This is a genomic window from Bacillus sp. BHET2 (assembly GCF_005938125.1).
In the GTDB taxonomy this organism is placed as follows: domain Bacteria; phylum Bacillota; class Bacilli; order Bacillales; family Bacillaceae_B; genus Rossellomorea.
In genome coordinates, this window is sequence record NZ_VCQN01000001.1 from 1,281,498 (window position 1) to 1,307,474 (window position 25,977).

General features: G+C 40.1%; 30 protein-coding genes. All 30 read right to left on the bottom strand.

Annotation, left to right across the window (positions count from 1 at the left end; translation table 11 throughout):
- Positions 1-5: 5 nt before the first annotated feature.
- The 30 genes from FGG79_RS06555 to xerC all read right to left on the bottom strand — a co-directional run bounded on the left by FGG79_RS06555 (position 6) and on the right by xerC (position 25,973).
- The gene (locus FGG79_RS06555; protein WP_138776917.1) at positions 6-866 is read right to left on the bottom strand and encodes a MinD/ParA family protein; all 861 of its coding nucleotides are present in this window, start codon (positions 864-866) and stop codon (positions 6-8) included.
- Positions 859-2,013 carry a flagellar biosynthesis GTPase FlhF gene (flhF, locus tag FGG79_RS06560; protein WP_138776918.1) on the bottom strand — a complete coding sequence of 385 codons (1,155 nt, stop codon included), beginning with the start codon at positions 2,011-2,013 and terminating at the stop codon, positions 859-861. Before flhF ends, FGG79_RS06555 begins: the two co-directional genes overlap by 8 nt.
- Entirely contained in the window at positions 2,010-4,046 is a 2,037-nt protein-coding gene (flhA, locus tag FGG79_RS06565; protein ID WP_138776919.1) for a flagellar biosynthesis protein FlhA, read from the bottom strand. The genes flhF and flhA overlap by 4 nt, the downstream gene beginning before the upstream one ends.
- An 18-nt stretch (positions 4,047-4,064) precedes the next feature.
- Positions 4,065-5,147 (bottom strand): flagellar biosynthesis protein FlhB, encoded by a 1,083-nt coding sequence (gene flhB, locus FGG79_RS06570; protein WP_138776920.1) that lies wholly within the window; start codon positions 5,145-5,147, stop codon positions 4,065-4,067.
- A 1-nt stretch (position 5,148) separates the two neighbouring features.
- A complete protein-coding gene (gene fliR, locus FGG79_RS06575; RefSeq protein ID WP_138776921.1) occupies positions 5,149-5,925 on the bottom strand; it encodes a flagellar biosynthetic protein FliR in 777 nt (258 codons plus the stop codon).
- 4 nt (positions 5,926-5,929) lie between these two features.
- Positions 5,930-6,199 (bottom strand): flagellar biosynthesis protein FliQ, encoded by a 270-nt coding sequence (gene fliQ / locus FGG79_RS06580; RefSeq protein WP_138776922.1) that lies wholly within the window; start codon positions 6,197-6,199, stop codon positions 5,930-5,932.
- Between the two features lie 14 nt (positions 6,200-6,213).
- Positions 6,214-6,879 carry a flagellar type III secretion system pore protein FliP gene (gene fliP / locus FGG79_RS06585; RefSeq protein WP_138776923.1) on the bottom strand — a complete coding sequence of 222 codons (666 nt, stop codon included), beginning with the start codon at positions 6,877-6,879 and terminating at the stop codon, positions 6,214-6,216.
- The gene (locus FGG79_RS06590) at positions 6,872-7,504 is read right to left on the bottom strand and encodes a flagellar biosynthetic protein FliO (protein ID WP_138776924.1); all 633 of its coding nucleotides are present in this window, start codon (positions 7,502-7,504) and stop codon (positions 6,872-6,874) included. The genes fliP and FGG79_RS06590 overlap by 8 nt, the downstream gene beginning before the upstream one ends.
- Positions 7,505-7,529: 25 nt before the next feature.
- Positions 7,530-7,892 (bottom strand): response regulator, encoded by a 363-nt coding sequence (locus tag FGG79_RS06595; protein WP_138776925.1) that lies wholly within the window; start codon positions 7,890-7,892, stop codon positions 7,530-7,532.
- Positions 7,893-7,929: 37 nt separating this feature from the next.
- Complete coding sequence (gene fliY / locus FGG79_RS06600) at positions 7,930-9,099, bottom strand: flagellar motor switch phosphatase FliY (RefSeq protein WP_138776926.1); 1,170 nt, start codon at positions 9,097-9,099, stop codon at positions 7,930-7,932.
- Positions 9,089-10,087 carry a flagellar motor switch protein FliM gene (fliM, locus tag FGG79_RS06605; protein WP_138776927.1) on the bottom strand — a complete coding sequence of 333 codons (999 nt, stop codon included), beginning with the start codon at positions 10,085-10,087 and terminating at the stop codon, positions 9,089-9,091. The genes fliY and fliM overlap by 11 nt, the downstream gene beginning before the upstream one ends.
- A 34-nt stretch (positions 10,088-10,121) precedes the next feature.
- A complete protein-coding gene (gene fliL / locus FGG79_RS06610) occupies positions 10,122-10,547 on the bottom strand; it encodes a flagellar basal body-associated protein FliL (RefSeq protein ID WP_138776928.1) in 426 nt (141 codons plus the stop codon).
- Positions 10,544-10,759: a flagellar FlbD family protein gene (locus FGG79_RS06615; RefSeq protein ID WP_138776929.1), complete on the bottom strand. Its 216-nt coding sequence runs from the start codon at positions 10,757-10,759 to the stop codon at positions 10,544-10,546. Before FGG79_RS06615 ends, fliL begins: the two co-directional genes overlap by 4 nt.
- Before the next feature lie 81 nt (positions 10,760-10,840).
- Positions 10,841-12,079: a flagellar basal-body rod protein FlgF gene (flgF, locus tag FGG79_RS06620; protein ID WP_138776930.1), complete on the bottom strand. Its 1,239-nt coding sequence runs from the start codon at positions 12,077-12,079 to the stop codon at positions 10,841-10,843.
- A gap of 70 nt (positions 12,080-12,149) precedes the next feature.
- The gene (locus FGG79_RS06625; protein ID WP_138776931.1) at positions 12,150-12,539 is read right to left on the bottom strand and encodes a TIGR02530 family flagellar biosynthesis protein; all 390 of its coding nucleotides are present in this window, start codon (positions 12,537-12,539) and stop codon (positions 12,150-12,152) included.
- Between the two features lie 11 nt (positions 12,540-12,550).
- Positions 12,551-13,183: a flagellar hook assembly protein FlgD gene (flgD, locus tag FGG79_RS06630; protein WP_138776932.1), complete on the bottom strand. Its 633-nt coding sequence runs from the start codon at positions 13,181-13,183 to the stop codon at positions 12,551-12,553.
- Positions 13,184-13,191: 8 nt separating this feature from the next.
- Positions 13,192-14,463 carry a flagellar hook-length control protein FliK gene (locus tag FGG79_RS06635; RefSeq protein ID WP_171050827.1) on the bottom strand — a complete coding sequence of 424 codons (1,272 nt, stop codon included), beginning with the start codon at positions 14,461-14,463 and terminating at the stop codon, positions 13,192-13,194.
- A 29-nt stretch (positions 14,464-14,492) separates the two neighbouring features.
- Complete coding sequence (locus tag FGG79_RS06640) at positions 14,493-15,083, bottom strand: MotE family protein (protein WP_138776934.1); 591 nt, start codon at positions 15,081-15,083, stop codon at positions 14,493-14,495.
- Between the two features lie 4 nt (positions 15,084-15,087).
- Complete coding sequence (gene fliJ / locus FGG79_RS06645; RefSeq protein ID WP_138776935.1) at positions 15,088-15,534, bottom strand: flagellar export protein FliJ; 447 nt, start codon at positions 15,532-15,534, stop codon at positions 15,088-15,090.
- Between the two features lie 5 nt (positions 15,535-15,539).
- Positions 15,540-16,859, bottom strand: coding sequence for a flagellar protein export ATPase FliI (gene fliI, locus FGG79_RS06650; RefSeq protein ID WP_138776936.1), 1,320 nt, complete (start codon positions 16,857-16,859; stop codon positions 15,540-15,542).
- Positions 16,856-17,623 (bottom strand): flagellar assembly protein FliH, encoded by a 768-nt coding sequence (gene fliH, locus FGG79_RS06655; protein ID WP_171050828.1) that lies wholly within the window; start codon positions 17,621-17,623, stop codon positions 16,856-16,858. The genes fliI and fliH overlap by 4 nt, the downstream gene beginning before the upstream one ends.
- On the bottom strand, positions 17,616-18,629 hold the full coding sequence (gene fliG / locus FGG79_RS06660) for a flagellar motor switch protein FliG (RefSeq protein WP_138776938.1): 1,014 nt from the start codon (positions 18,627-18,629) through the stop codon (positions 17,616-17,618). The genes fliH and fliG overlap by 8 nt, the downstream gene beginning before the upstream one ends.
- Positions 18,630-18,642: 13 nt before the next feature.
- Positions 18,643-20,238 carry a flagellar basal-body MS-ring/collar protein FliF gene (gene fliF / locus FGG79_RS06665; RefSeq protein ID WP_138776939.1) on the bottom strand — a complete coding sequence of 532 codons (1,596 nt, stop codon included), beginning with the start codon at positions 20,236-20,238 and terminating at the stop codon, positions 18,643-18,645.
- A gap of 33 nt (positions 20,239-20,271) precedes the next feature.
- Positions 20,272-20,577 carry a flagellar hook-basal body complex protein FliE gene (fliE, locus tag FGG79_RS06670; protein ID WP_138776940.1) on the bottom strand — a complete coding sequence of 102 codons (306 nt, stop codon included), beginning with the start codon at positions 20,575-20,577 and terminating at the stop codon, positions 20,272-20,274.
- Between the two features lie 17 nt (positions 20,578-20,594).
- Complete coding sequence (gene flgC, locus FGG79_RS06675) at positions 20,595-21,056, bottom strand: flagellar basal body rod protein FlgC (protein WP_138776941.1); 462 nt, start codon at positions 21,054-21,056, stop codon at positions 20,595-20,597.
- Between the two features lie 2 nt (positions 21,057-21,058).
- The gene (gene flgB / locus FGG79_RS06680; protein WP_138777642.1) at positions 21,059-21,448 is read right to left on the bottom strand and encodes a flagellar basal body rod protein FlgB; all 390 of its coding nucleotides are present in this window, start codon (positions 21,446-21,448) and stop codon (positions 21,059-21,061) included.
- A 711-nt stretch (positions 21,449-22,159) separates the two neighbouring features.
- On the bottom strand, positions 22,160-22,939 hold the full coding sequence (gene codY, locus FGG79_RS06685) for a GTP-sensing pleiotropic transcriptional regulator CodY (protein WP_138776942.1): 780 nt from the start codon (positions 22,937-22,939) through the stop codon (positions 22,160-22,162).
- A gap of 96 nt (positions 22,940-23,035) precedes the next feature.
- Positions 23,036-24,448 carry an HslU--HslV peptidase ATPase subunit gene (gene hslU / locus FGG79_RS06690; RefSeq protein ID WP_138776943.1) on the bottom strand — a complete coding sequence of 471 codons (1,413 nt, stop codon included), beginning with the start codon at positions 24,446-24,448 and terminating at the stop codon, positions 23,036-23,038.
- A gap of 62 nt (positions 24,449-24,510) precedes the next feature.
- Positions 24,511-25,053, bottom strand: a complete 543-nt coding sequence (gene hslV, locus FGG79_RS06695) for an ATP-dependent protease subunit HslV (RefSeq protein ID WP_138776944.1) — start codon at positions 25,051-25,053, stop codon at positions 24,511-24,513.
- A gap of 20 nt (positions 25,054-25,073) precedes the next feature.
- Positions 25,074-25,973 carry a tyrosine recombinase XerC gene (gene xerC / locus FGG79_RS06700; RefSeq protein ID WP_138776945.1) on the bottom strand — a complete coding sequence of 300 codons (900 nt, stop codon included), beginning with the start codon at positions 25,971-25,973 and terminating at the stop codon, positions 25,074-25,076.
- Positions 25,974-25,977 lie beyond the last annotated feature (4 nt).

Genomic DNA, 25,977 nt, shown 5'->3' on the forward strand with positions numbered 1-25,977 from the left:
GACTTTTACCTCCCAAAAAATAATTTTTTGATTTTTTTTACAAATCCGGTCTGGTTGTTAGCTGAAGGACTCGACGTGCCTGTCAGGTGATGCACCATCGTCCGCAGGCTTAAGGTCATAGCTGAAGCAGGATACCCCACCACTATTGGGGTTTGATCAATCACGGATCTCCTAACAGCTGCATCTTCTGGTAACACCCCTAAGGATACGATTTCTTTGTGAAGGAATTTTCTGACCGTCTCTTGTAATCTAGTGATGGTTTCAAGTCCTTCTTTCTTTATTTCAGCCCTATTACAAAGAAGGTAGAAATGCTTCTCTTGATCTCTCAAGTATATATATTTCATCATGGAGTAGGCATCTGTAATAGAGGTGGGCTCTGGTGTTGTGACAACAATGATCTCATCCATTGCGAGGAGAAACTCCAGCGTTTCTTTCGTCGCACCCGCTCCCATATCGAACAAAATATAATCATAATGATGGACAGCATAATCCATTACGTGGAAGAAGCGTTCGATCTGTCTATCTTTCCACTCCACTATATTTTTCAGGCCGTTCCCCCCACTAATGTAAGAAATACCATGAACATTTTCACATATAATGGTCTCGATTCCTAGTTCTTTTTCCTCGATATAATCCATAATAGAGTAGGGATGATGACTTCCTAGTAAGATATGAATATTCCCCATACCTATATCAAGATCAAATAACAATACCTTCTTATTCTCTTTCCCTAGTAAAATGGAAAGGTTAGTTGATATATTCGATTTACCAACCCCTCCTTTTCCGCTAACAATCGCAATCGTTTTCGCAGGTTCAGAGTCATTTAAGAGCATTTTCCTCCTTAGGTTGTATGCTTGATCATTCATAGCTATATCCTTTCATTAGCAAATGGGCAATTTCATCATCGTTCATCTCGATAATGTCTTCCGGGACATCCTGACCAGTCGTGACGTAAGCTGCACCGATCTTCACTTCTGTCATTACATTTATCATAGAGCCATAGCTTGAAGTTTCATCCAATTTCGTGAAAATAAAGCGGTCAATTCCAACAGAAGCGAATTGTGAGATGATTTCTCTCATATCCTGTTCTTTGCTCGTTAGAGAGAGAACCAAGTAAGTCTCCATTTGATGTTCGAAATCGATGATCTCTTTCAAATCATCTACATATTTCTTTTCTCTGAAATTGCGGCCAGCTGTATCGATGAATACATGATCATAATCCTGAAACTTTTCGATTGCTTTTTTAAAGTCATCCATTTTATATACAACTTCAACCGGAACATTTAAAAGACCTGCATACGTCTTTAATTGCTCAATGGCGGCAATCCTGTATGTATCCGTTGTGATGAAGGCGATTTTCATCCTTTTCTCAATGACAGCTTCAGCCGCCATTTTGGCTAAGGTTGTTGTTTTACCTACACCAGTCGGACCAATCACATTGATATATTTCTTCTTATAGCTCATTCCACCTGACTCGATACCCAAGAGATGATTCTGAAGAAATCGATTTACTTCTTTATGCGCCCACTCATCTTTAGGATCTGTGGAAAAAGAGCCAATGTTTATTCTTTCTTCCAGATACTCTCCGAGGTGAAACAGGATTGAATCATTTACCTCCTGCTTTTTAAGATAAAGGAGAATTTCCTGAACAATATCCGTGAATTTTTCAAATTGGTTTTTGGAATTCAAAGTAGAAATCATTTGTTTTAATTCCTTTAACTCTGACTCAACCGATTTATTGGAAGCCTTCTCAGTTTGTTTTTTTATGGGTGCTGTAGTGGTTGGCGGAGGAGGAGTCGCCTTTGTTTTCACCCTACTCATTTCAACCCTCTCATTTTCAACCTCTGGATCGATTGCTGCAATCACTTCAATCATTTTCTTTTTGAACAATCCCATAAACCCACCGGTATAAGTGACTTTAGAGTTCAATATGACTGCATCTTCACCTAATTCAGCCCTTACCCTTTTCATTGCTTCATTCATGGATGGAGCTCCATACTTCTTTACCTTCATCCTACATTCACCACCCCTAAGCTTTGTACTTCTACATTGGCTTCCAACTCGTTATATGAAATGATCGGCACTTGTGGGAAATACCTTTCTGTTAATTGTCTAACATACATTCTCACTGCCGGAGAGCAGAGAATGACGGGCGACTCCTCCATAAGAGAAAGCTGTTCCACTTGGGAGGCGACTGCTTCTAATATACCTTGCGAGTCATTCGGATCCATAGATAAATAATTTCCATGCTCTGTTTGTTGAATGGCATCTGCAATCATTTTCTCCACTTTTCCTGACACCGTTACCACCTTTAGTGATGCATCACCCTGCACGAATTGGTTTGTAATTTGCCTTGCTAACGATTGTCTTACATACTCTGCCAACAAATCTGTATCCGAGCTCATTTTCGCATAATCCGCCAGTGTTTCAAATATGATCGGCAAATTTCGTATAGATACGTTTTCCTTTAATAGCTTAGCCAATACCTTCTGAACTTCTCCCACGGTTAACGGATTTGGTGTCACTTCCTCCACGAGGATAGGATAGGAATCCTGTAAGTGATCAATGAGTTGCTTCGTTTCTTGTCTCCCTAGGAGCTCGTGGGCATTCGACTTGATCATTTCGGTGATATGTGTTGATACCACTGATGGGGGATCCACGACTGTGTATCCGAAAATTTCAGCTTGCTCCTTCATTTCTTCCGAGATCCATTTAGCAGGGAGACCGAATGAAGGTTCGATAGTATCGATTCCTTCAATCGAATCATCTTCTACTCCAGGGCTCATAGCCAGATAATGGTCGAGCAAGAGCTCTCCCCGTGCCATTTCATTTCCTTTAATTTTCAAGCGATATTCGTTTGGCTGTAGTTGTATATTATCCCGAATTCGCACAACAGGTATGACGAGACCCAGCTCAATGGCTAGTTGGCGTCTGATCATCACGATCCGGTCAAGGAGGTCTCCTCCCTGATTGGCATCAGCAAGGGGAATCAGTCCATATCCAAATTCGAATTCAATGGGGTCTACATTCAATAGATTCACAACGCTCTCAGGGCTCTTCATTTCATCCTGCTCTACTTCTTCTTCCATCTCCATAGCGTCAGCCTCATTTTCAGTAGGTGACCTCGAAAGCAAATATCCGCCGATTCCTAATAAAGCTGCAACAGGAATCGTTAAAATATCATTTATGGGTGTAGCTACACCGAGCATAAAGATCGTGAACGCCGATACATAGAGCATGATAGGATAAGCAAGGAGCTGGTTCATAATATCCTGTCCCAGATTTCCTTCCGATGCTGCCCTTGTGACGACGATACCAGTAGCTGTTGAAATCAGCAGGGCAGGAATCTGGCTGACGATGCCGTCGCCAACTGTTAATAATGAATATCGGGTTGCCGCTTCAGCAATTGGGAGCCCTTGTTGGGTCATCCCAATGATGATTCCGAATATTAAATTGATCAAAACGATGACAATTCCAGCGATCGCATCACCTTTTACAAATTTGGATGCCCCGTCCATAGCACCATAGAAATCGGCTTCTCTACCTACTTTGTCTCTTCGGTCTCTTGCATCATGCTCTGAAATCATGCCAGCATTTAAATCGGCATCAATACTCATCTGCTTACCGGGCATGGCGTCCAGGGTAAAGCGGGCCGCAACCTCAGAAACACGTTCTGATCCCTTCGTAATGACGATGAATTGGATAACGATCAAAATGATAAACACAACAAGTCCTACAAGTATATTTCCACCAACAACGAATGTTCCAAAGGTTTCCACAACGTCCCCTGCTTCACCCTTACTAAGGATCGATCTCGTTGTGGAAACATTTAGACCCAGTCTGAAAAGCGTCAAAAGCAATAATAAAGAAGGAAATATAGAAAATTGCAATGGTTCATTCATATTCATAGAAATTAGGAGGACAAGGAGTGCGAGTGAAATATTAATAATAATCAACAGGCTTAACAACCACGATGGGAATGGGATGATAAGCATAGCGACGATTAATATGACACTTGCTAGTACGGATAAATCTCTTGCTGACATTGTTTCTCTCCTAACTGCTTACAGCTGATTTTTTATACGATAAACGTATGCTAAAATTTCTGCCACTGCCTTGAAAAATTCTTCTGGAACGGCATCGCCTATTTCGGCCGATTCATAGAGGGACCTGGCTAACGGACGATTCTCTACCATTACGATTTCATTTTCATTGGCAATGTATTTTATTTTTTGTGCCAGGTAGTCCACTCCTTTTGCCACAACAAATGGAGCGTCCATTTTATTCTCATCATATTTTAGAGCAATGGCGAAGTGAGTGGGGTTAGTGATGACTACATCAGCATCAGGCACTTCCTGCATCATACGTCTCATGGCCATCTCACGTTGTCTTTGTTTGATCTTTGATTTAATCAGTGGGTCTCCTTCGATATTTTTATGTTCGTCCTTTAAATCCTGTTTTGACATTCGGATGTTCTTTTCAAAATCATATCTCTGATATAGAAAATCAAATAGGGACAAAAATAATAATGCCAAGGATGCCGCGATTCCCATTTGAACCGTCAAGCTCGCCATGGTGGCTAATGAATCACCGACTGATTTAAATGAGAGACTTAACACTTGTTCGATGTTCATCCATAGAATGACAAATGTGATCGCTCCCACAAATGAAATTTTTAAGATTGATTTCAAAAGTTCTACAATCGCGCGTATTGAAAAAATCCGTTTAAACCCCTTTATGGGATCGATCTTTTCTAATTTAGGTTGTAAAGGTTCTGTCGTAAACATGACACCTACTTGTATATAATTGGAGACCAATCCAGCAAGAAGTGCCACAAGCATAATGGGACCGAGAAGCAAGGCAACTTCCTTCATAATGTCCATAGTAATGACTTGTACGGTATTCTCTGTAAGCTCCATGAGCATATATTCCTGAAACGTTTGATGGAACAGATCAAAAACGATATTCCCGATATAGGAAGCACTGAAGGTAAGAAATAAAAAAACAGCAAGAAGGATAATGGCAGTATTGACATCCTGACTTTTCGCTGTTTGTCCCTTCTTTTTTGCATCTTCCCGTTTTTTCGGCGTCGCTTTCTCAGTCTTTTCCCCACTAAAATACTGTAGGTCTAATGATAGCCACTGCAATTTATGTGCCTCCAATAATTTTCATTAAATCTCTCATCGTCACAAACATCATTTCAAACAGTTGTTGCATGACCGTAAACGTGACCCCCATCACAATGAATAATACAATAAAGGCAACTGCAATTTTTATGGGGAATCCAACAACAAAGATATTCAACTGGGGTACGGTTCTTGCAACGATACCTAAAGCCACGTCCACCAGAAAAAGAGTGGCGACAACGGGAATGGACATCTGAAATGCAATGATAAACATAGAATTAAAGGATGTTATAACATAATCGATTAATTTCTCATCTCCAAAAGGAATCCATGGACTATCGATGGGAATGAGCTGATAACTATAAAAAATCCCATCCAATAATAGATGATGACCATTCAGTGCAAGTAACAATAAGAGGGCAAATGTATATAAATATTGTCCCGTTAAAGGACTTTGAGCTCCTGTTTGAGGATCAATCACGTTGGCTATGGCAAACCCCATTTGGAAATCAATGAACCCCCCTGCTATCTGAATAGCGGTAACAATCATATAAGCAACAAAACCGATTAACAATCCGATCATTGCTTCTTTCATTATTAACAGGAAGTACTGACCGTTGATTTCAAATGCCTTTGAATCTATCGTATAGTACATGACCCATGAAAGTACCACTGAGAAAGCGATGCGATGTTGTGCAGGTATATTCCGATATGAAAATAATGGCATGGTGACAAAAAAAGCGGACACCCTTACAAATACGAGTAAATATACCGATAGAATAGGTACAAGCTCTTCCATCCCTCTACCCTACGAACCTTGTTAAATCCGAGAAGATTTGGGATGTATACGTGACGAGCTTTGTCAGCATCCACGGGCCAAAAAAGACAATCCCGATCAAAACTGCAACGATTTTCGGTATGAATGCAAGTGTTTGTTCTTGTATTTGTGTTGTTGCTTGAAAAATACTGACGATTAACCCCACTACAAGGGCTAATAACAATAAAGGGGCAGAAACGATTAGGGTCACGTAAATCCCTCGTTCTGCTATGGCAATAACCGATTCAGCATTCATTGAAACTCACCTACTTAAAAACTTTGTAAAAGAGATTTTATTACTAAATACCATCCATCCACTAACACAAACAGTAAAATTTTAAACGGCAAGGAGATCATGACCGGCGGCAACATCATCATTCCCATTGACATCAAGACACTGGCTACGACCATGTCAATGACTAAAAAAGGAATAAAAACCATAAAGCCGATTTGAAACGCCGTTTTAATTTCACTTAATGCAAAGGCCGGCACCAAGGATGTGAGAGGGATATCCTTCACAGATTCTGGTCGTTCAGCCCCGGAATATTGTAGAAACAACTCAAGGTCCTTTTGTCTTGTCTGCTTACTCATGAATTCTTTAAACGGTATCGAAGCTTTGTCGTAAGCTTCATCAAGATTTATCTCTTCGTTAAAAAGAGGTGTCAATGCTTCATCGTTTACCTCTTGAAAAGTAGGAGCCATAATAAAGAATGTGAGAAATAAAGAAAGTCCTATCAAGACTTGGTTCGGTGGCATTTGTTGTGTTGCAAGGGACGTACGGACAAAGGATAGGACTATCATGATCCGGGTGAATGATGTCATCAAGATTAGAATGCTTGGAGCAAGTGAAAGAACGGTAAATAATAATAATAGCTTTACACTTGTGGAAACATTTTCTGCAGAACTACTGTTAAAAAACTCCATGAACTCATTCATCTGAATGATTCCCCTTGTTTTTCAAATCCTGAAGCATCTTTTTTCTCCCCTTGTTCATTTCTTCCAGTTGAGTTTTTAACTGTGATTGAAATGAGCCAGTGGGTTGAGGTGATCCTTTAACCTTTGTCAGCCAGCTTGATACCGCTGCCTTTGCATCGGGAAATTGAGTCTCCTGATAATAGGATAGAATCTCTTCCTTTTCCTTTTCATCCCGGACCTCTTTCAATAACTGAATATCCTCGCCTACGCCTAATACGAGTACTTGCTTGCCTACCTTCACAATTTGTACGGAGCGATTTCCCCCAAGAGGTGCTCCTCCTAAGTGATTGATTAATTTCGTTTGTTGAAAGGATCTTCCCTTTTGATTAATAAACTTCAATAAAAAATAGATAAGAGCTACGACAAAGATAAGAGCAATGATCATCTTTAGGTAATCTATAAATGTAATAGAGGTGGAAAGCCCTGTTTCAGAACCGTCCACTTCGTTTGTTTGTTGCCCGTTGCATTTTTCTGGTTGATCTATACAGTCTTTCACATTATTCACTTCTGCAAATGCTGTAACACTCCCAACAGATGCAGTTACGATGAATACCATTATAGCTAATAGAATTTGAAACTTCTTCAATCACATGCACCTTCTTATTGATCAGTTAGCTTAGAGCTTTCTGGATTGCTTCAATTACACGATCTGCCTGGAATGGTTTTACGATAAAATCCTTCGCACCTGCTTGAATGGCATCGATTACCATTGCTTGTTGTCCCATGGCAGAACACATGATGATTTTCGCGCCAGCATCAACTGCTTTGATTTCCTTCAAAGCTGCAATACCATCTTTTTCGGGCATCGTAATATCCATGGTGACAAGATCAGGTTTCAGCTCTTTATACTTATCAACTGCCTGATTTCCATCCGCTGCTTCTCCAACTACATCAAACCCGTTTTTCGTTAAGATATCTTTAATCATCATTCTCATAAAGGCTGCATCATCCACGATTAGAATTTTATTCGACATTACCTTCATCCTCCATCTTCTAGTTAAAATTAATTTGTTATTTTAGTTTTTTTATACGATCACTTTGACTAACAATATCTGTGATCCTGACACCAAAGTTTTCATCGATTACGACGACTTCACCCTTTGCCATCAGCTGGCTGTTCACGAGAATATCAACCGGTTCTCCCGCTAATTTATCAAGTTCAATAATAGATCCCGACGATAATTCCAAGATATCCCTGACTGATCGATTCGTCCTTCCAAGCTCAACCGTGACTTGCAAAGGAATATCCAACAACATATTTAAGTTGTTTGTTTCATTTTGTCCCAAAGTAGTAGGCTCAAAGTTACTAAATGTAGCAGGTTGTACATTGACTGGTTCAGATTGCATCCCTTGTCCACCCAGATGCTGTGGAGGTGTCTGCTGTGTTGAAGCAGCAGGCTGTGCCTGTCTTTCCTGATGTACAGGCTGGGGTGTTGCATGGGCTTGTTCAGGAGCTTGAGTAATAGTGGCTGCCACTTCCGCTTCCGTTTCTCCCCCATTCATTAATTCATCAACAAGACTCTTTGCAAAGTGTAATGGTAGAAGCTGCATTATGTTTGAATCAATGAGGTCTCCTATTTTTAATGAAAATGAGACCTTTAACAGCAAATCTTGATTGGGAATGTTTTCTTCCCCTTCCCCTTCAGGTATGTACATGAGGTCAATGGAAGGTGGTGAAATATCCACTTTCTTACTGAACACCGTTGACATAGAAGTCGCTGCGGAACCCATCATTTGATTCATCGCTTCTTGTACTGCACTAAGCTGAATTTCCCCTAATTCACCGGATGGATTTCTTCCATCCCCGCCGAGCATTAAATCAGCTATGATCGAGGCATCCGATTGCTTAATCACTAATAAGTTAGCTCCTGAGAATCCTTCTGTATATTTAACCTGGATGGCTGCATATGGATGAGGGAATTCCTCTTCTAAATAGTTCCTATCAATGATACTTACTTTAGGTGTCGTTATTTCAACCTTCTGATTTAATAACGTGGATAAAGCTGTTGCTGAACTCCCGAATGAAATATTCCCGATTTCACCTAAAGCATCCTCTTCCATGGTACTGATGTATTCACTCATGTCAATTTCTTCGCGGACTTCAACTTCCTCTTCTGGCTCAGCAGACCCCCGGAGCAACGCATCTATTTCATCTTGTGATAACATATCATCACTCATCATCGTCGTCTCCCTCCTTCAACGAATCTAAAATTTGCACAGCCAATTTTTTATTTGATTTACCTGGCTGAGCTGTGAATTTAGGAACCTCACCCACTCGTATTGTTAATGGATCATCGATTCGGGTATTCATCTCGATGACATCCCCGACACCAAGCACTAGGAATTCTTCAATCGTTATATCAGAATGTCCTAATTCAGCAACAATGGGTACTTGTGCTTTCTTGATTCTTCTTTCAAGTTGGGCGGTTTCTTCTGGATTACTTTCTTTCTTTTTGGATTCCATCCAATAACTTCCGGATAACTTCGGAAGGATTGGCTCTAAAACAACGTGTGGAATACAAATATTGATCATGCCGCTTGTTTCACCGATTGTTGTATTTAAAGAAATGACCACAACCGTCTCATTTGGAGACACCATTTGAAGGAATTGAGGATTCACTTCAAATTCAGCAAAGAATGGATCTATATCTGCGACCGTGCTCCACGCTTCCCTTAAGTTCTCGAACGCTTTTTCAAACAGCTGACTCATGATCCTGGTTTCAATTTCAGTTAAACTCTCTACTTTATTCACGCTGACACCTCTGCCCCCCATTACTCGGTCCATCATCGAGTAGGCAATATTCGGGTTGATTTCCATCAGGATCCTACCGTCCAGAGGGGGAAGTTCATATACGTTCAATATCGTCATTTTCGGGACAGACCTTATAAATTCTTCATAAGGAATTTGGTCGGCAGAGGCTACATTAATTTGAACATACGTCCTGAGCTGTGCAGAGAAGTAAGTCGTTAATATCCTGGCGAAATTTTCATGGATTCTGGTTAAACTTCTAATTTGATCTTTTGAAAAACGCAAAGCCCTTTTGAAATCGTATACTTTGACTTTTTTCTCTTCTTCTTCTTTCTTGAAATCGTCTGCACTCATCTCCCCTGTATTGAGGGCAGATAACAACGCATCGATTTCACTTTGAGATAAGATTTCACTTGCCATTCCTTCACCTCCAAACCTTCCGCCATAGGCTGCTTTATTGAATCATCATAGAGGTGATATAGACTTTTTCTACCATTCCTTCTTGCATAAGGGAATTCACTTTATCCTTGACCTTGGTCTCGATCAAATCTTTTCCCTTCTTCCCTTGCAGTTCTTGAGCTTTCAATTCTGAAAGCTCTTCTATGATGATATTGTTCACTTGAAAATTTCTCTTTTCTAATTCACTTTTCGCTTTCTTACTATCGGTTTGAATCTTAAAGGAAATTCGAATAAAGTCATTGCTCATTAAGTTCGTTGTCGTCTCAGGTATGTCCACTGAGTATTCAATCACTTCTTCGATGCTAGGTTCTTTCGATTCTTCATCTCCTGAGAATTTCAGAACCACGACTAATGCTATAACACCAACGAGAGTGATCGTCACTAACGAAATCATCATGATGGTTAGGGCTTTACTCTTCAACCTGTACTCCCTCCCTCATGTGGCAGACTGAGTACATTTACTTTTTGAAAGAAGGAAAGTGAAAGACTGTTGACCTCATTCACTGTTTCTTTCACAACATATCGTCTACCATTTGTTAATAGAATTGTCGTATCCGGGAACGCTTCAACTGTTTCTATGTATAGAGCATTCAATGTGAATGTCTTTCCATTCAGTCTTGTCAACGTGATCATTAGCTATTGGGACTGACCTAGCCATCTAGTGAAATTGCATCTTTACCGATTAGTCAGTCCCTTCCTCCCTTTTTTAAGGAATTATCGTTTTAAGTTTACAAGTTCTTGCAGAATTTCATCCGACGTTGTGATGATTCTTGTGTTTGCCTGGAATCCACGCTGAGCCGTGATCATTTCAGTGAATTCTTCCGACAAATCTACGTTTGACATTTCAAGCGATCCGGACTGGAGTGCCCCCCTACCCTCACCCGCAACTCCCAGGTTTGGAAGGCCGGAGTTGTTCGAAGCTTGGAACAAGTTATTGCCAGCTTTCGTCAGACCACCAGGGTTAGAAAATGTGGAGAGAGCAAGTTGGCTCAACACCCTTACTTCACCATTCGAAAATACTCCGTTCACTTCACCGGAGGAACCGATGTTAAAGCTTTCCAAATAGCCTTCTGAGTTTCCATCCACCGTATCGACATTAGCAGATGAGGAGCTGTCAAACTGAGTGATCTTTGAGAAATCAAGGTCAATTGCTTGGGTTGGGTTAGCACCAGTACTATTATTCAGTGTAACTTTATAAGGAGTATAGCCAGTTGTTGGTGCTATGACTTTTCCTTCGTTATCAAATTTTATGTTGGTGGAAGAAGTACCTGCATTAACCGCAACCCCATTTGTCAAACTTGATATGTCCACGCTCCACTCATTTAACCCAGTCTTTTTCATAACCATTTTTAAGCTAATATCTTGACCAAGAGAATCTTTCACCTTAGTCTCTAATTCTACTTCTGTAGCGTTTGGTGCACTTGACTTCAAGTTCCCATTGTAAGTGGCTTTGCTCGTAGCTTGAGGTGCCATCGTCGTATTTGTATCAATTTTGATATCTGCTACACCGCTTTTATTCACTTCTCCGTTTGCGTTAACCGGATACCCTTGCACAAGATTCCCCTGACCGGTTACAAGATTGCCGTTTGAGTCCAAGTAGAAGTTACCTGCACGGGTGAACATTTCGTTATTTCCTTGTCTTACTACGAAGTATCCATCACCTGATATGGCAACATCTAATGACCTTCCCGTAGTCTGAAGGCTTCCTTGAGTCTGGATTGTATCAATAGAAGAGAGAGATGAACCAAGTCCTATTTGCTTTGCATTTTGCCCTCCACGATTTTCAGTTGCTCGGCTTGCACCGGAAACGGTTTGGTTCATAAGATCCTGGAACGTGACGCGGCCTTTTTTATAGCCGTACGTATTCACATTGGCGATATTGTTGCCGATAACGTCCAGTTTTGTTTGAAAGTTTTTCATTCCACTAATACCTGAATACATTGAACGTAGCATGAATTTTTTCCCCTTTCGTATCTGCTGCTTCAGTCAATCCACAGCGTTAGGCTTCCATCGAAGGTCCAGCCTATGAATCGATTAATATGGTTCCATTAATATTAGTGAAGATTTGTGAGCTTGCTTCTTCACGGTCCAATGCTGTAATCACCGTTTTATTGGTTGCACTTACAATCAATGCGGCATCTTTCAATATCACCAGTGAATCCTTAACACCTTTGGATTTTGCTTCCTTCATTTTCTCCCCTATCTCTTCCCATGTTTGTGGTGAAATAGAGATGCCTCGTTGTTCCATTCTTATCTTTGCATGTTTACTGATCTGTATAGTGGGATCATCTTGAATCGCGTGATCCAATTGAACGGCAAAGGATGTTGACAGACGTGCAGAGTGTTTAGCTGTCTTTGAATGATAATTTGGCGTAATAGGTTGCGGTGAACGATGAAAGAAAGTCTTTTCCATACGGCCACCTCCTAAGATTCGATTTTAGTCAATGTTCCACTGGATACTTTCTCTCCTGCCTCCGTATGAATCCAAATCTGTGAATCCTTCTTGGAAACCGATTGAACCACTCCGCTCAGTTCCCCATCGTCGCCAGTCCAGGTTACCTTCTTGCCAATTAATAGAGAGGCATTTACTAGGGAAGACTCCCCTGTGCCAGTGGTATTTACTTGTGAAATATTTCCTGGATTCAAGATCGTTCCGTCCTCCATTATGAATTCCACAGAGTCTCCTTTAAAGCGAACTCCTTTAACAAGTCCTTGACCTTCCTGAATCTCTGGTACTTCATCAGCTTCTGACTCCTTGATTTTATGCCAGGTCACTTGTTTCCCTACAAATTGATTATAGGAGATCAATTGTGACTGACTTTGGTTCTCAACAAATTTCTCCATCGTTTTAGTGAGATTCGTCATTTGCTCCAAAGAAGAGAATGTAGCCATCTGTGCAATAAAATCTTTGTCTTGCATCGGGTTTAACGGATCTTGATTTTGCAGTTGTGTCATGAGGATTTTCAGGAAATCATCTTTCCCTAAAATATCCTTCCCTCCTTCACGCTGCTTCGCTTGAACGGTGGAATAAAGTAAATTGGGATCAATTTTCGTCATGTTATCACCTATATTTCGGTATTTACGAGATAATCTTTAAAAGATTGAATTTCTTCTTCCCGTTGTTCTGATTGCTCAGATTGATTTTGTTTTTGTTGTTGTGAAGAATGCTGCTGGGACTGACCTTTATATGGTCGTTCTGTATCTGCGAATGCCTGTGCGATCTCAATTTTTTCCACTTGCAGATTCTGAGCAGAGAAGGCATGTTTTAATCCCTGAATTTGAGAATCCAGCATTTCTTTCGCAGTTGAGGTCGAAGCTAGTATCTTCGCTGTCATAACTCCATTTTGTTGAAGTAGTTCAATCCGCAATGAACCCAATTGTTCTGGGTAGAGCTTAATTAATAACTTACTCATATTTGGTTGAGTCGTCATTTGTGCTTTACTTAGGATCTGTTGAAATTCTTTGACAAATTGCTCATATTGGATGGAGCGGTTGCTAGAAGTGAGATTCATAGAAAAGGTCTCCGTCTTCGGAAGAACAAAGTGAAGATTATTTCCTTGAATCCCTTGTGTACTTTTCTTTTCTACAGATATGACCTCATCTTTGGGATGGTTATCAAGAGACTCAAGAGATACTTGTCGTTGAAATGCTTCCTTTAGTAAACCTTTCCAATCCTTCGATTGTTTCATGAGGTTGACTATCGTGCCTTCAATACCAGCTTGAACGTTCTTTAACACATCTTTCAGCTCAGATGCTTTTGATGCATCTTTCACATGAAGATCTTGGGTTCCGGATAATAATTCGATTACCTTCGCAAGTTTCAATACCTCTTCTAGTTGTCTTCCGCTTCCATCGTTCCCATTCTGTTTCAGAACACCTTGTAATCCTTTACCATTATGATGAAGAGCAGATTGCATAAGCTGCATCATTCCAACCAATAGTTCATAAGGATCTTCCTCACTTTCAGAAGAGAAATCCTTCTGAGTACCAAGCAAGGTCGTCTGGAGATTCGTAAATAGTAACTTTATCTCATCCACATTCACCCCGATTATTTCAGCAATCTTAGCGAAGTCAAGATCGGTTATTTGCAAGAGTTCACCCTGCTGCTCTTCGGTAAGACCAAGCTCGTTCACATTCACTGCACTAATAATATCTTCCATGCGAATAAGAGAGGAAAGTGTTTCTGGTGGGTTCATTTGCTTCTGGTCAACACCTTGAGATGATATAAACCCTAACAGTTGCTGGGAAAAATCTTCGACTCCCCTTTTTGGTAAGGTAGATCCCTTGCTTACCGCCATAGGGGGACTGGTACTCTGATTAGCAATTCCGATTTCCACTGTTTCACCTCCTCTAAATAAATCTTTTATCATTCCTCAGTTGAAAGTAGTTCCGTATATCTAGCTGCATCTTCTGGAGGCATTTTCTCCAAAATATCTGCCAAGGTATTCGGTTTAATGCTTGATAGAATCTTCATCGCTTCGTCATCTTTCATATTCAAAAGAACAGGGGCTGCACTCTTCGCAGACATTTCCTCAAAGGTATTGACTACCTCTTTAAAGGCCCTTTTGTTTTCTTCTCCGATTTGTCTTAATTCTTCAAGCTCTTCTTTCTGCTGTTGAATAGTTGCCTGAAGCTGTCCGTTATCGCTATCTTTCGTTTCGATTTCGCTTTGAAGTTGAGCGATTTTGGCTTTTTGGTCTTCAATGGACGCCTTTAATGAAATCATTTTCTCTTGTAACTGTTCACTTTCCTGTCCTTCGTTTGACGGTATGACATCCGCCAAAAATGGGATGTCCGAGCCCAATGTTTGAGCTTTTTCGAAAACATTAATTCCTGCTACAGCCATGATGACAAGAGCGAAGGTTATGGCAAACAAGAGAGGAATCAAGATGATAAAAACGACCCTCTGGAAACGACTGTTTGACTCTTTCTCTTCTTTTTCGATTACCTTTGCCATGAACTCACCTGACTCCCCGCTTCAAATATTGTACAACCGACACTTCATCTAATTGTTTATTCTCAATATCTTTAATGTTTTGAAGGAAACGGTCGAAATCCTTTTCCTTCATCTTCTCGTATTTCTTAACTTCTACATTCATATCAACAAGTTTCTCTTCGTACCAGTTCATACGATTTCTCGCTTGTATCACCAAGTCCTGATAATAGGAAATGGTTTTTTCCAGATTAGTAATGAACTGTTGATGATGACGAATATCCAGTACAGATAAGCCTCCCTGTAACTTATTTTCTTGATGCTGTTCCAGGGTTTCTTTCTTTTTCAGAAATTCATACAGTTTCTCGGCAACTGTTTCAAACTTTTCGATGGATCCCCTGTACAATTCTTGGACCTCATCTTTTTCTTTTTCTTTTAACGTTAATATGCGTTGGAACTTGTATTGATAACTCATTGAATTCATCCACCTTTTTCCGATAGCTTTATAAGCTCATCAACACTCGCGGGAAGAGAAATCTGTTCGTAAACCCCCTGCTTCAAGAAGGAAATGATATCCGGATAGTATTGAATGGCTTCATCAATTTCACGGGAAGTTCCTTTTTTGTAGGCGCCAATTTGGATAAGATCCTCTGAGTTTATATAAGTACTTAACAATTCTCTTATTCTAGTGGCCGCTTGTAGATGTTCGCTTGTAGCTAAATGATTCATTAACCGACTTACACTCTTTAAAATATTGATGGCAGGATATTGCCCTCTATTGGAGATTTGCCGATCAAGCACGATATGGCCATCCAGGATCCCTCTAACAGTGTCGGAAATAGGTTCATTCAAATCATCCCCATCCACAAGGACTGTGTAAAATGCTGTGATACTTCCATGGAGATTCGTTCCGGTTCTCTCTAATAATTTCGGTAATATAGCAAAGACAGAAGGTGTATAACCTTTCGTCGTAGGCGGTTCGCCAACTGCCAATCCAATTTCCCTCTGTGCCATTGCCACACGTGTGGCGGAATCCATCATAAGCATGACGTTCAAGCCTTTATCCCGAAAATATTCAGCAATCGCTGTAGCCGTAAAGGCACCTTTTATTCTCATTAATGCGGGTTGGTCGGAAGTTGCAGCAACGACTATCGTTCGCTTCAATCCTTCTTCCCCTAGATCTCTTTCAATAAATTCTCTTACTTCTCTTCCCCGTTCGCCTACCAGTGCAATCACATTTATATCCGCTTTCGTATTTCGGGCAATCATTCCGAGCAACGTACTCTTACCCACACCGCTTCCAGCAAAAATACCCACTCTTTGTCCTTTACCCACTGTCAACATACTGTCGATGGCTCTGACTCCTACCTCCATTTTTTCGTCGATGGGAGGTCTTGATAAAGGATTGGGTGGCTCTTGCTCAGTATAAGCTGTACTTAAACTAGATGGCAGTTGACTGCCATCTAGTGGGTGACCAAGGGAATCAATCACTTTTCCAATCAATGATGGGCCTATTTTGATTTCAAGGGGCTTCGCGGTTGCTTCCACCAAACTACCTGGTGAAATGTCCTGCATATTCGTATATGGCATGAGGATTACTAAGTCATCATTGAACCCAACAACTTCCGCTAATATCACTTTTTGTTTCCCTCTGGAGAAGATATGGATATGACACACTTCCCCAACAGAACTTTCCGGGCCCTGAGACTCGATCATCAGCCCTACAACTCGTTTCACCTTCCCGAACTTTTTGAATGTAGGAATATGTGGGATATGCCCGATAAGATCTATAGCTTTCATTCTTCATCACCCTCTAGGAGATGATGAAGTTTCAGCTTTAATTCCTTTAATTGAGTATCGACACTCACGATGACACGCCCTTGATTCGTTTCGATGTAACATTCCTCATCGTTCAAGTCATCATTGGCATATATAAAACATTGAACATCTGTTGGAAACATGACCTCTAATTCAGTTTTATGATCAACAAGAAGTTTATGCTTTTTGGGGTGAACATGAATTTGTATATGTGGTAAATCCCTTACTTCCTTTAACCCACGTTCTACAATGGAAAGAAAGTGTTGAGGTTCTTCCTCAAGCTTTTGATTCATAATCTTCTCAGCACATGCTAACCCTAAGTTCAAAATGATCTTCTCTGCTCTTTGAATATAATCTTCATACAGTTGTTTATTGCGCTCATTTATCTCATTAGCCTCTATTAACCGATTACGATACTCCTGGTAGCCTTTGTTTCTTCCTTCTTCTTCTCCTTGAAGAAACCCCGTATTATAAGCCTCCTGCATAAGCTGTTCCCGTTCGATTATCCACTTCTCTTTCTCTTGTGACAACTCTTCTTCTGAATGAAGACTTTTTTCTTTTGCTGCTTGGATAATTCGTTGGGCTTCTCTTGTCGCTTCTTCTATCAATTGACTCCCTTGAGACTCCTCAAGGTAATCTTCACTACTTGATAAAAGATCCTCAAGTGGTCTTACACTTTTTAACCCAATGACCTTTTTGTTCTCTTCAATGGTTTGAGCTAAGGTAGACTTAATGATTCTAGACAATGATATCGTCTCCTCCACCACGGGCAATGATGATTTCACCTGAATCCTCTAATCTTCTTATTACAGCAACTATCCGTGACTGCGCTTCTTCCACATCCCGTAATCGAACCGGCCCCATGAATTCCATTTCTTCTTTAAGGGTCTCAACCATTCGATTAGACATATTTCTAAATACCACTTCTTTCACTTCATCACTTGATACTTTAAGCGACAACAGCAGATCTTCATTTTCACAATCTCTGATAACCCGTTGAATGGAACGTCCATCGAGGGTGACAATGTCTTCAAATACAAACATTCTCTTCTTGATTTCTTCTGCCAGTTCTGGATCTTGAATTTCAAGAGCATCGAGAATTGTCTTCTCTGTTGAACGATCAACCCCGTTCAACACTTCCACAACAGCCTCCACACCGCCAGTTTGTGTGTAGTCCTGTGTAACAGTCGCAGAGAGCTTTCTTTCTAATATGGCTTCTACCTCACTGATCACTTCTGGGGATGTACCGTCCATTATCGCAATCCGCCTTGCAATATCCGCTTGAACTTCTTGAGGAAGCTCTGAAAGGATTTGACCTGCTTGTTGTGGGTCAAGGTAAGATAAGATTAACGCAATCGTTTGTGGATGTTCGTTTTGAATAAAGTTAAGAATTTGCGCAGCGTCTGCTCTTCTTGCAAAATCAAAGGGCTTGACCTGTAAGGATGAGGTCAATCGATTGATGATAGCCGAAGCTTGTTCTGAGCCTAGAGCCTTTTCCAAAACGGTTTTCGCATAGCCGATTCCCCCTTGGGAAATATAATCCTGGGCGATCGCAATATTGTGAAACTCCTCGAGGATTCCTTCTTTGGCTTCCGTTTCTACCTTTTTCACTCCAGAAATCTCTAATGTTAACTTCTCGATATCTTCTTCCGACAAATGCTTGTACACTGATGCTGATACATCAGGACCAAGAGAGATCAGGAGGATGGCTGCCTTTTGTTTACCTGTTAACTCTCTCTCTCTTCTAACCATAAACTCATTCCTCCTAATCCTCTGTTAACCATGTACGTAATAACTTTGCAAATTCTTCTGGTTTGTCCTTAGCCATTCTTTCAAGCTGCTTCTTGCGTATCGATCCTTCTGTTTCTTCTTTCGGTTCGATTTCCGGGATCTCTGTCGGTTTCGTTTCTTCTACTTCGAATTCTTCTAGCTTCTCTTTCTTTCTTGAACGTAATAGGAAAAATACCAATAGGAGAATAACTACTAGCAGGATTCCTCCTACAACGTATGTCCACCAAGGTAGGAATGGCTTCTGTTCAGATGTAATATCCACCTTTCCATTAAATGGTTGAACGGATACCACGACCTTATCTTGAATCGCTTCTTCAGTTAACTCAGGATTTGCGTCTTTATCAATGGACGTACGCACAATGGTAGACAATACTTGACGTATATCATCTACTCTATCCTGTGGCAGTGAATTTACTTCATCAGGATTCGGAGGCTCAACCATAACCTGTATACCGAGATCCCTTATTTTATAGGGGCTTTCAACAATTTCTTTATGAATGCGATTAACCTCACTGTTGATTGTTTCTTCCATACGTTCATAATCACCGTTCGATTCTGAACTAGATCCGTATGTCACTCCACTATTTGTCGGTTCATTCGCATCGCCCGCTCCAGCTGTTCCTCCAGGATTTGCACCCTCACCTGAGAATGTTTCAGTTATTCTTTGAGCACTGACAGCGATTCCCTCAATATTTTCTTCATCAACAGGGGTTACGATGTTTTCTTCTCTGTTTTCTTGGGTAAAGTCAATATCGGTAGTGACCGATACAACCACCTTATTGAAACCGATTAACGTTCCAAGCATATTCTGAACTTGGCGTTGAATATCACGCTCAACTTCTTTCTTGATATTCATTTGACCGGCGAAATTACTGCCGCCCATTGAATTATTTTGAGATTCTAAGTCGAAATACTCAAAAAATTGATTCATTATGACGATATTGTCAGTAGGTAGATCCGGTACACTTTTGGATACAAGATGATAAAGTGATTTTATCTGCTTTTGATCAATGCTGAAGCCAGGATTCGTATTTAAGACGATGGAAGCTGATGCTTTTTGCACCTCATCATTTAAAAATACCTGCTTCTCAGGTAGATTGATCATGACTTTAGCATCCTGGATTCCTTCTATCCCTTTTATCAACTGAGCTAGCTCCGTTTGCATGGCGTCTAGTTTCATAACGTTGAACTCATTGTCTGTCATACCAAATCCAGCATTTTGACTAAAAAATGTATAATCGATACTTCCAGAATTAGGGATACCCTCCGCTGCCAATTCCACCTTTAATGTATCCACCTGTTCATTAGGAACCATGATGGTCGAGCCACCTTCTGATATTTCAGAAGGAATTCCTCTCCCATCTAGATTCTCCTTAATAGTCCCCGTCTCTGAAGGTGATAAATTACTATATAAGGGAACGAGGGTCGTTCTTGTTGCAAAGAAACTCACAACACTAATCAGAATGACCGAAATGAGGAAAATGGCTCCCATACTTATTTTTTGTTTTTTCGTTTTACTTGCCCAAAAAGACTTTACCTGTTCTGTGAATTTCTTAAACGATTCATTCATTACAATCCTCCGGTACTTGACTGCATGAGTCTACTACATTGGCATTCTCATTATTTCTTGATAGGCTTCCACTACTTTGTTGCGAACTTCCATAGTTGTTTGTAGAGTGATGCTTGCCTTCTGTGATGCAATCATCACTTGATGAAGATCGACATTATCTCCTCGCACTAACTTCTCGGTCAATTGATCGGATTGAACCTGCGTCTTATTGACCTCATCTATGGATTTTTTTAATAATTGACTAAAATCCTCTGTGGACTCTGATGGAGAAATATTTCTTTTTGCTATTGACGGACTAATAGATGCTGGATTGATCGAACTGATATTATATAATGCCATCGAACTATTACCTCGCTTTATTTACCGATTTCTAATGACTTCATCAACATCGCCTTGTTTGCATTAAACACCGTTACATTTGCTTCATAGGAACGTGTAGCAGAAATGAGATCGACCATTTCCCGTAATGGATCGACATTAGGTAACTGAACATATCCATCCCCATTTGCATCTGGGTGCTCAGGGTCATAGACCATCTTGAAAGGTGTTTCTTCGTCGTCTATTATTTTAGACACTTTTACTCCACTACCTATCGCGTCATTGTCTCTTGTATTTATCGCTTTGTTTAAAAAAGAAGAAAATGGATTTTCCTTCGGTGCCATTACAACGGACTTTCGTTTATAAGGCTGCCACTCCCCGTCCACCATTTTCCCTCTTGTGGTATCTACGTTCGCCATGTTGGATGAAATGACATCCATTCTTAAACGTTGGGCGGTAAGAGCAGAAGAGGTAGTATTCATTCCTGTAAATAAACTCATATTTACTTACCTCCCCTTACAACTGATTGAAGACTATTAAACTTTCCATTTAAGCGGTCCGTCAAGGCATTAAAGTAAATTTGGTTTGTTGCCATCTCTGACATTTCTTGATCCAAGTCCACTCCGTTTCCATTGTGATTATATTGGTAGGCTGCTTTTGTCTTAACAGCAGGATGTTGACTATCTGATTGAAAACTAAGATGACGTTGATTGGTCCGTTTCGCATCTAGTTGATGTATGGTTTGATTAAAAACCGTCTTGAATCCCACTTCTTTAGCTTTATAATTCGGCGTATCGACATTTGCTATATTCTGGGAAATGACCTTCTGATTTAAAGAGGCGTAATTCAACCCTCTTTCCAGAGTAGTGAAAGTATTGGAAAAAAGTTTCACTCCAGGCACCTCTATCCTTTTTTTTGACATGTTTCAACTATTTTTGACATATTTAGTATACAACAGTATTTATTGTAATGTTTAGCAAGAATAGTGTCTATGAATATTAGGTAAATTTTTGAGAAAGAGAGAGATATTAGACGGATTTGTGACTTTTAATCCATATTTAATACTAATATTTCCATGTATATTTTTTCTAATAAATGCTTATTTTTCTATATTTGTTACATTAATATTACAAAAGTTTGAATGCACCTAAGAAGAAGACGTTTTTTTCACGTCTGGTTCTCAATTCTTTTTTCTCTGAATAACATCCATCGTCCATTTTCACATGAAAATACACCCATAAAAAGGTGAATCGCTTGAATATTCAATTATCCCCCAGTTTCAGCTGGTAGTTGTCGAAAAAGGTCGTAACATTGTTGTAACTTTATTGTACTATTCATAGAATAGATGACAATACCTTAAGATAGATTATCGGTAGTTCATTCGGCTTATTTTAGCTAAACAATCAGATATTTTCGTTAATTAATAACAAGAAGCAAACAATTGCAATACTTCATTAAAAAATCCACCAATCTCCCTAACTCACGTACAGAAGGTTAAATGGATTACACCATAAATGACTTAGACAGAAGCTTCACCTATTATCCATTGTTCACACACAAAAAAAAGCTGTTTCCCGATGAAGGAAACAGCTTTTTAATTTCATTAGTTTGTTCGAAGTTTATCTAATTCAACTAAGAATTTGTTATTCAACACTTTAATGTAAGTACCCTTCATCCCTAATGAACGGGATTCAATAACGCCGGCACTTTCCAGTTTACGAAGGGCATTTACGATTACAGAGCGGGTAATCCCGACTCTATCGGCAATTTTAGAAGCGACTAAAAGTCCTTCATTCCCGTCCAATTCTTCAAAGATGTGCTCAATCGCTTCAAGCTCACTGTAAGATAACGAACTAATCGCCATTTGAACGACAGCTTTGCTTCTCGCTTCAACTTCGATTTCTTCAGCTTTTTCACGAAGAATTTCCATTCCAACTACAGTTGCTCCATATTCACCCATAATTAAATCATCATCTTCAAAGCTTGCTTCTAAACGAGCAAGGATCAATGTTCCAAGTCTTTCTCCTCCACCAATAATAGGAACGATGGTCGTTAAACCATTTTTAAAGAACTCTCTGTTTTCAACAGGGAAAGCAGTATATTGGCTATTCACATCAAGATTTGGAGATGTTTCTTGAACATTGAAAAGGTTTTGAGTATACTCTTCAGGAAATTGACGGTCAGCAAGCATTTGTTTCATACGCTCATTTTCAATTTGCTGATTGATGGCATATCCAAGTAATTTACCTCTACGGCTAACAACGAATACATTTGCTTCGATCACTTTGCTTAGAGTTTCGGACATTTCTTTAAAATTAACTGGTTTACCTGCTGCTTTTTGCAGCATTGCATTGATGGTTCTTGTTTTACTTAATAAATTCATTTCATTTCCTCCTACTACAACTTAAGTGTATCTATTATTTAATTTAGTATGATAATGATTTCATCTTTCTTTACCCCAATAAGGTTGTTCGAAAACTTATAGGATAAACTGGCTTAAATCTTTATCCTTGGAAATTTCCCCCAGTTTATCATCAACATACTTAGGTGTGATTTTGACCGTTTCAAGGGTAATATCCGGAGCTTCGAATGATAAATCCTCAAGGAGTCTTTCCATGATGGTATGAAGTCTTCTCGCGCCGATATTATCTGTGTTTTGATTTACATCATGAGCAATTTCAGCTAGTCTACGAATAGCATCGTCAGAAAATTCAATTTGTATACCTTCAGTTTCCATTAATGCAATATATTGTTTGATTATGGCATTATCCGGTTCAACTAGAATTCGGACAAAATCTTCTGTAGATAGCTTCTGAAGTTCCACCCTGATTGGGAAACGTCCTTGTAATTCGGGAATAAGATCCGAAGGTTTACTCATATGAAAGGCACCTGCCGCAATGAATAGTACATGATCTGTTTTCACTGACCCATATTTGGTGACGATCGTCGAGCCTTCAACAATAGGAAGGATATCACGCTGAACGCCTTCTCTTGATACGTCAGCAGATGATTGACCAGAGCTTTTGCTTGCTATTTTATCAATTTCATCTATAAAGATGATCCCCGATTGTTCTGCTCGGATAATTGCCTCTTGAGTTACCTCATCCATATCAATAAGTTTTTGAGCTTCCTCATTGGTTAGGACTACCCTTGCTTCTTTCACCTTTAATTTACGTTTTTTCTTTTTCTTTGGCATAAAATTACTCAACGCATCCTGCATATTCATGCCCATTTGCTCCATACCCGAGCCTTGGAGCATATCAAACATCGACGCTTGTTGTTCCTCCACATCAATTGTGATGAACTCTTCTTCGAGTTCACCATTCTCAAGCTTCTTCTCCATTCTTCGCCTTTGCTCCTGAAGGGAGATCTCCTCTTGTTTCTCTTCCTCTTCTTCTGTTGTCCCTTGTGTCTGGTTGCCGCCAAAGATCATTTCGAATGGATTTTTGTAAGAGGAAGCTTTTTTCTTCGAAGGAACGACAAGTTCTACTAAACGGCGGTTTGCATTTTCCGCTGCTCTTTCACGGACGCCAACCATCTTTTCCTCTTTCACAATGCGTACGGACGTTTCGACTAAATCTCTTACCATCGATTCGACATCACGACCCACATAGCCGACTTCCGTAAACTTCGTAGCCTCCACTTTGACAAAAGGCGCTCGGACTAGCTTCGCAATCCTTCTTGCAATCTCTGTCTTACCTACTCCTGTAGGACCCATCATCAGGATGTTTTTTGGAATCACTTCATCCTTTAATACATCGGAAAGAAGGCTGCGTCGATAGCGATTCCGTAAAGCAACAGCGACCGCTCTCTTTGCATCTTTCTGTCCTACAATATATTGATCTAAGCGTTCAACAATTTGCCTTGGAGTTAAGTGATCAGTACTCTTCATCGAATGGCACACTCCTTACTTTCTCAAGTAGTATGAAAGAAAATAATGTTCAACCTGCTGTATTAAAGTTCTTCAACGATAATTTGGTCATTGGTATATACACATATATCGGCAGCGATCTGCAGGGAAGATTTAGCGATTTCTGTTGCAGACAAATGATCACCTGCATATTGTTTTAGTGCTCTACCGGCAGATAATGCATAATTCCCGCCTGACCCGATGGCTAAAATGCCATCGTCGGGTTCGATTACCTCGCCTGTACCGGAAATTAACAGAAGGTGATTTGCATCCATCACGATTAACATCGCTTCAAGTTTTCTCAATATCTTATCGCTCCGCCATTGCTTAGCTAACTCTACAGCGGCCCGAGGTAGATTTCCGTTGAACTCCTGAAGCTTACCTTCAAACATTTCCGACAAGGTAAATGCATCGGCAACAGACCCTGCGAAACCAGCTAATACTTTCCCATTGAATAATTTTCGTACTTTTTTGGCCGTATGCTTCATGACAACTGAATTACCGAATGTAACCTGCCCGTCACCTGACATCGCGCATTTTCCATTATGCTGTACGGCAAAAATAGTGGTTGCGTGGAATTGTTCCATATCCTAAACCTCCAACTCTTCTAAGCACGTGGATGATGTGCTAAATACGTTTTTCTCAACTGATCCTTTGATACATGAGTATACACTTGAGTGGATGATAACTGAGAATGTCCAAGAAGCTCCTGGACCGTCCTTAAATCGGCACCATTATTCAAGAGATGCGTTGCAAATGTATGCCTTAACATATGGGGGTGGATTTTCCCGGTCAAGGAAGCTTTCTCGATAATCTTATTGAGGATTAAACGAACCCCTCTTTGGGTTAATGCCCCTCCACGATGATTAACCAGCAATTGGGAATGCGATTGGCTTTTCACCAACTTCGGCCGGGAGTGTGTTATGTATTGTGCTAGAGCATCGTGAGCATAACTGCCAAATGGGACATATCGTTCTTTGTTACCCTTTCCTTTTACAAGGATTGTAGACAAACCAAAATCCACATCTTTCACCTGCATATTCGTACATTCACTTACGCGGATGCCTGTCGCATAGAGAAGTTCAAAAATGGCCCGGTTACGAATATCCATTGGAGTCTCCCCTCCGCAAGCTTCTAACAGAGCTTCTATTTCTTCTTCATAAAAAAAGGTAGGCAGCCTCTGTTCTTTTTTAGGAAGGTTGACAAAGGAAAAGGGATTATCAAGCAGCTGTTTTTCCCGGTTTAGAAAACGGTAAAAGCTTCTTAAACTGGAAACCTTCCTAGATATGGAAGATCTCATTAAACCATGATCATGCAGCTTAGTTAAAAAAAGTCTCGCATCAGAATACTCGACATCTTTTAATGAACGTAAACCTTGTTCTTTCATAAATACGTAGAACTCTTCGATATCATGACGATATTGTTCAAAAGTGTGAGCAGAATAATGCTTTTCTATTTGTAAATATTCAGTAAAGGAATGTAGTTGTTCATCTAATTGATTTTTCATGTTT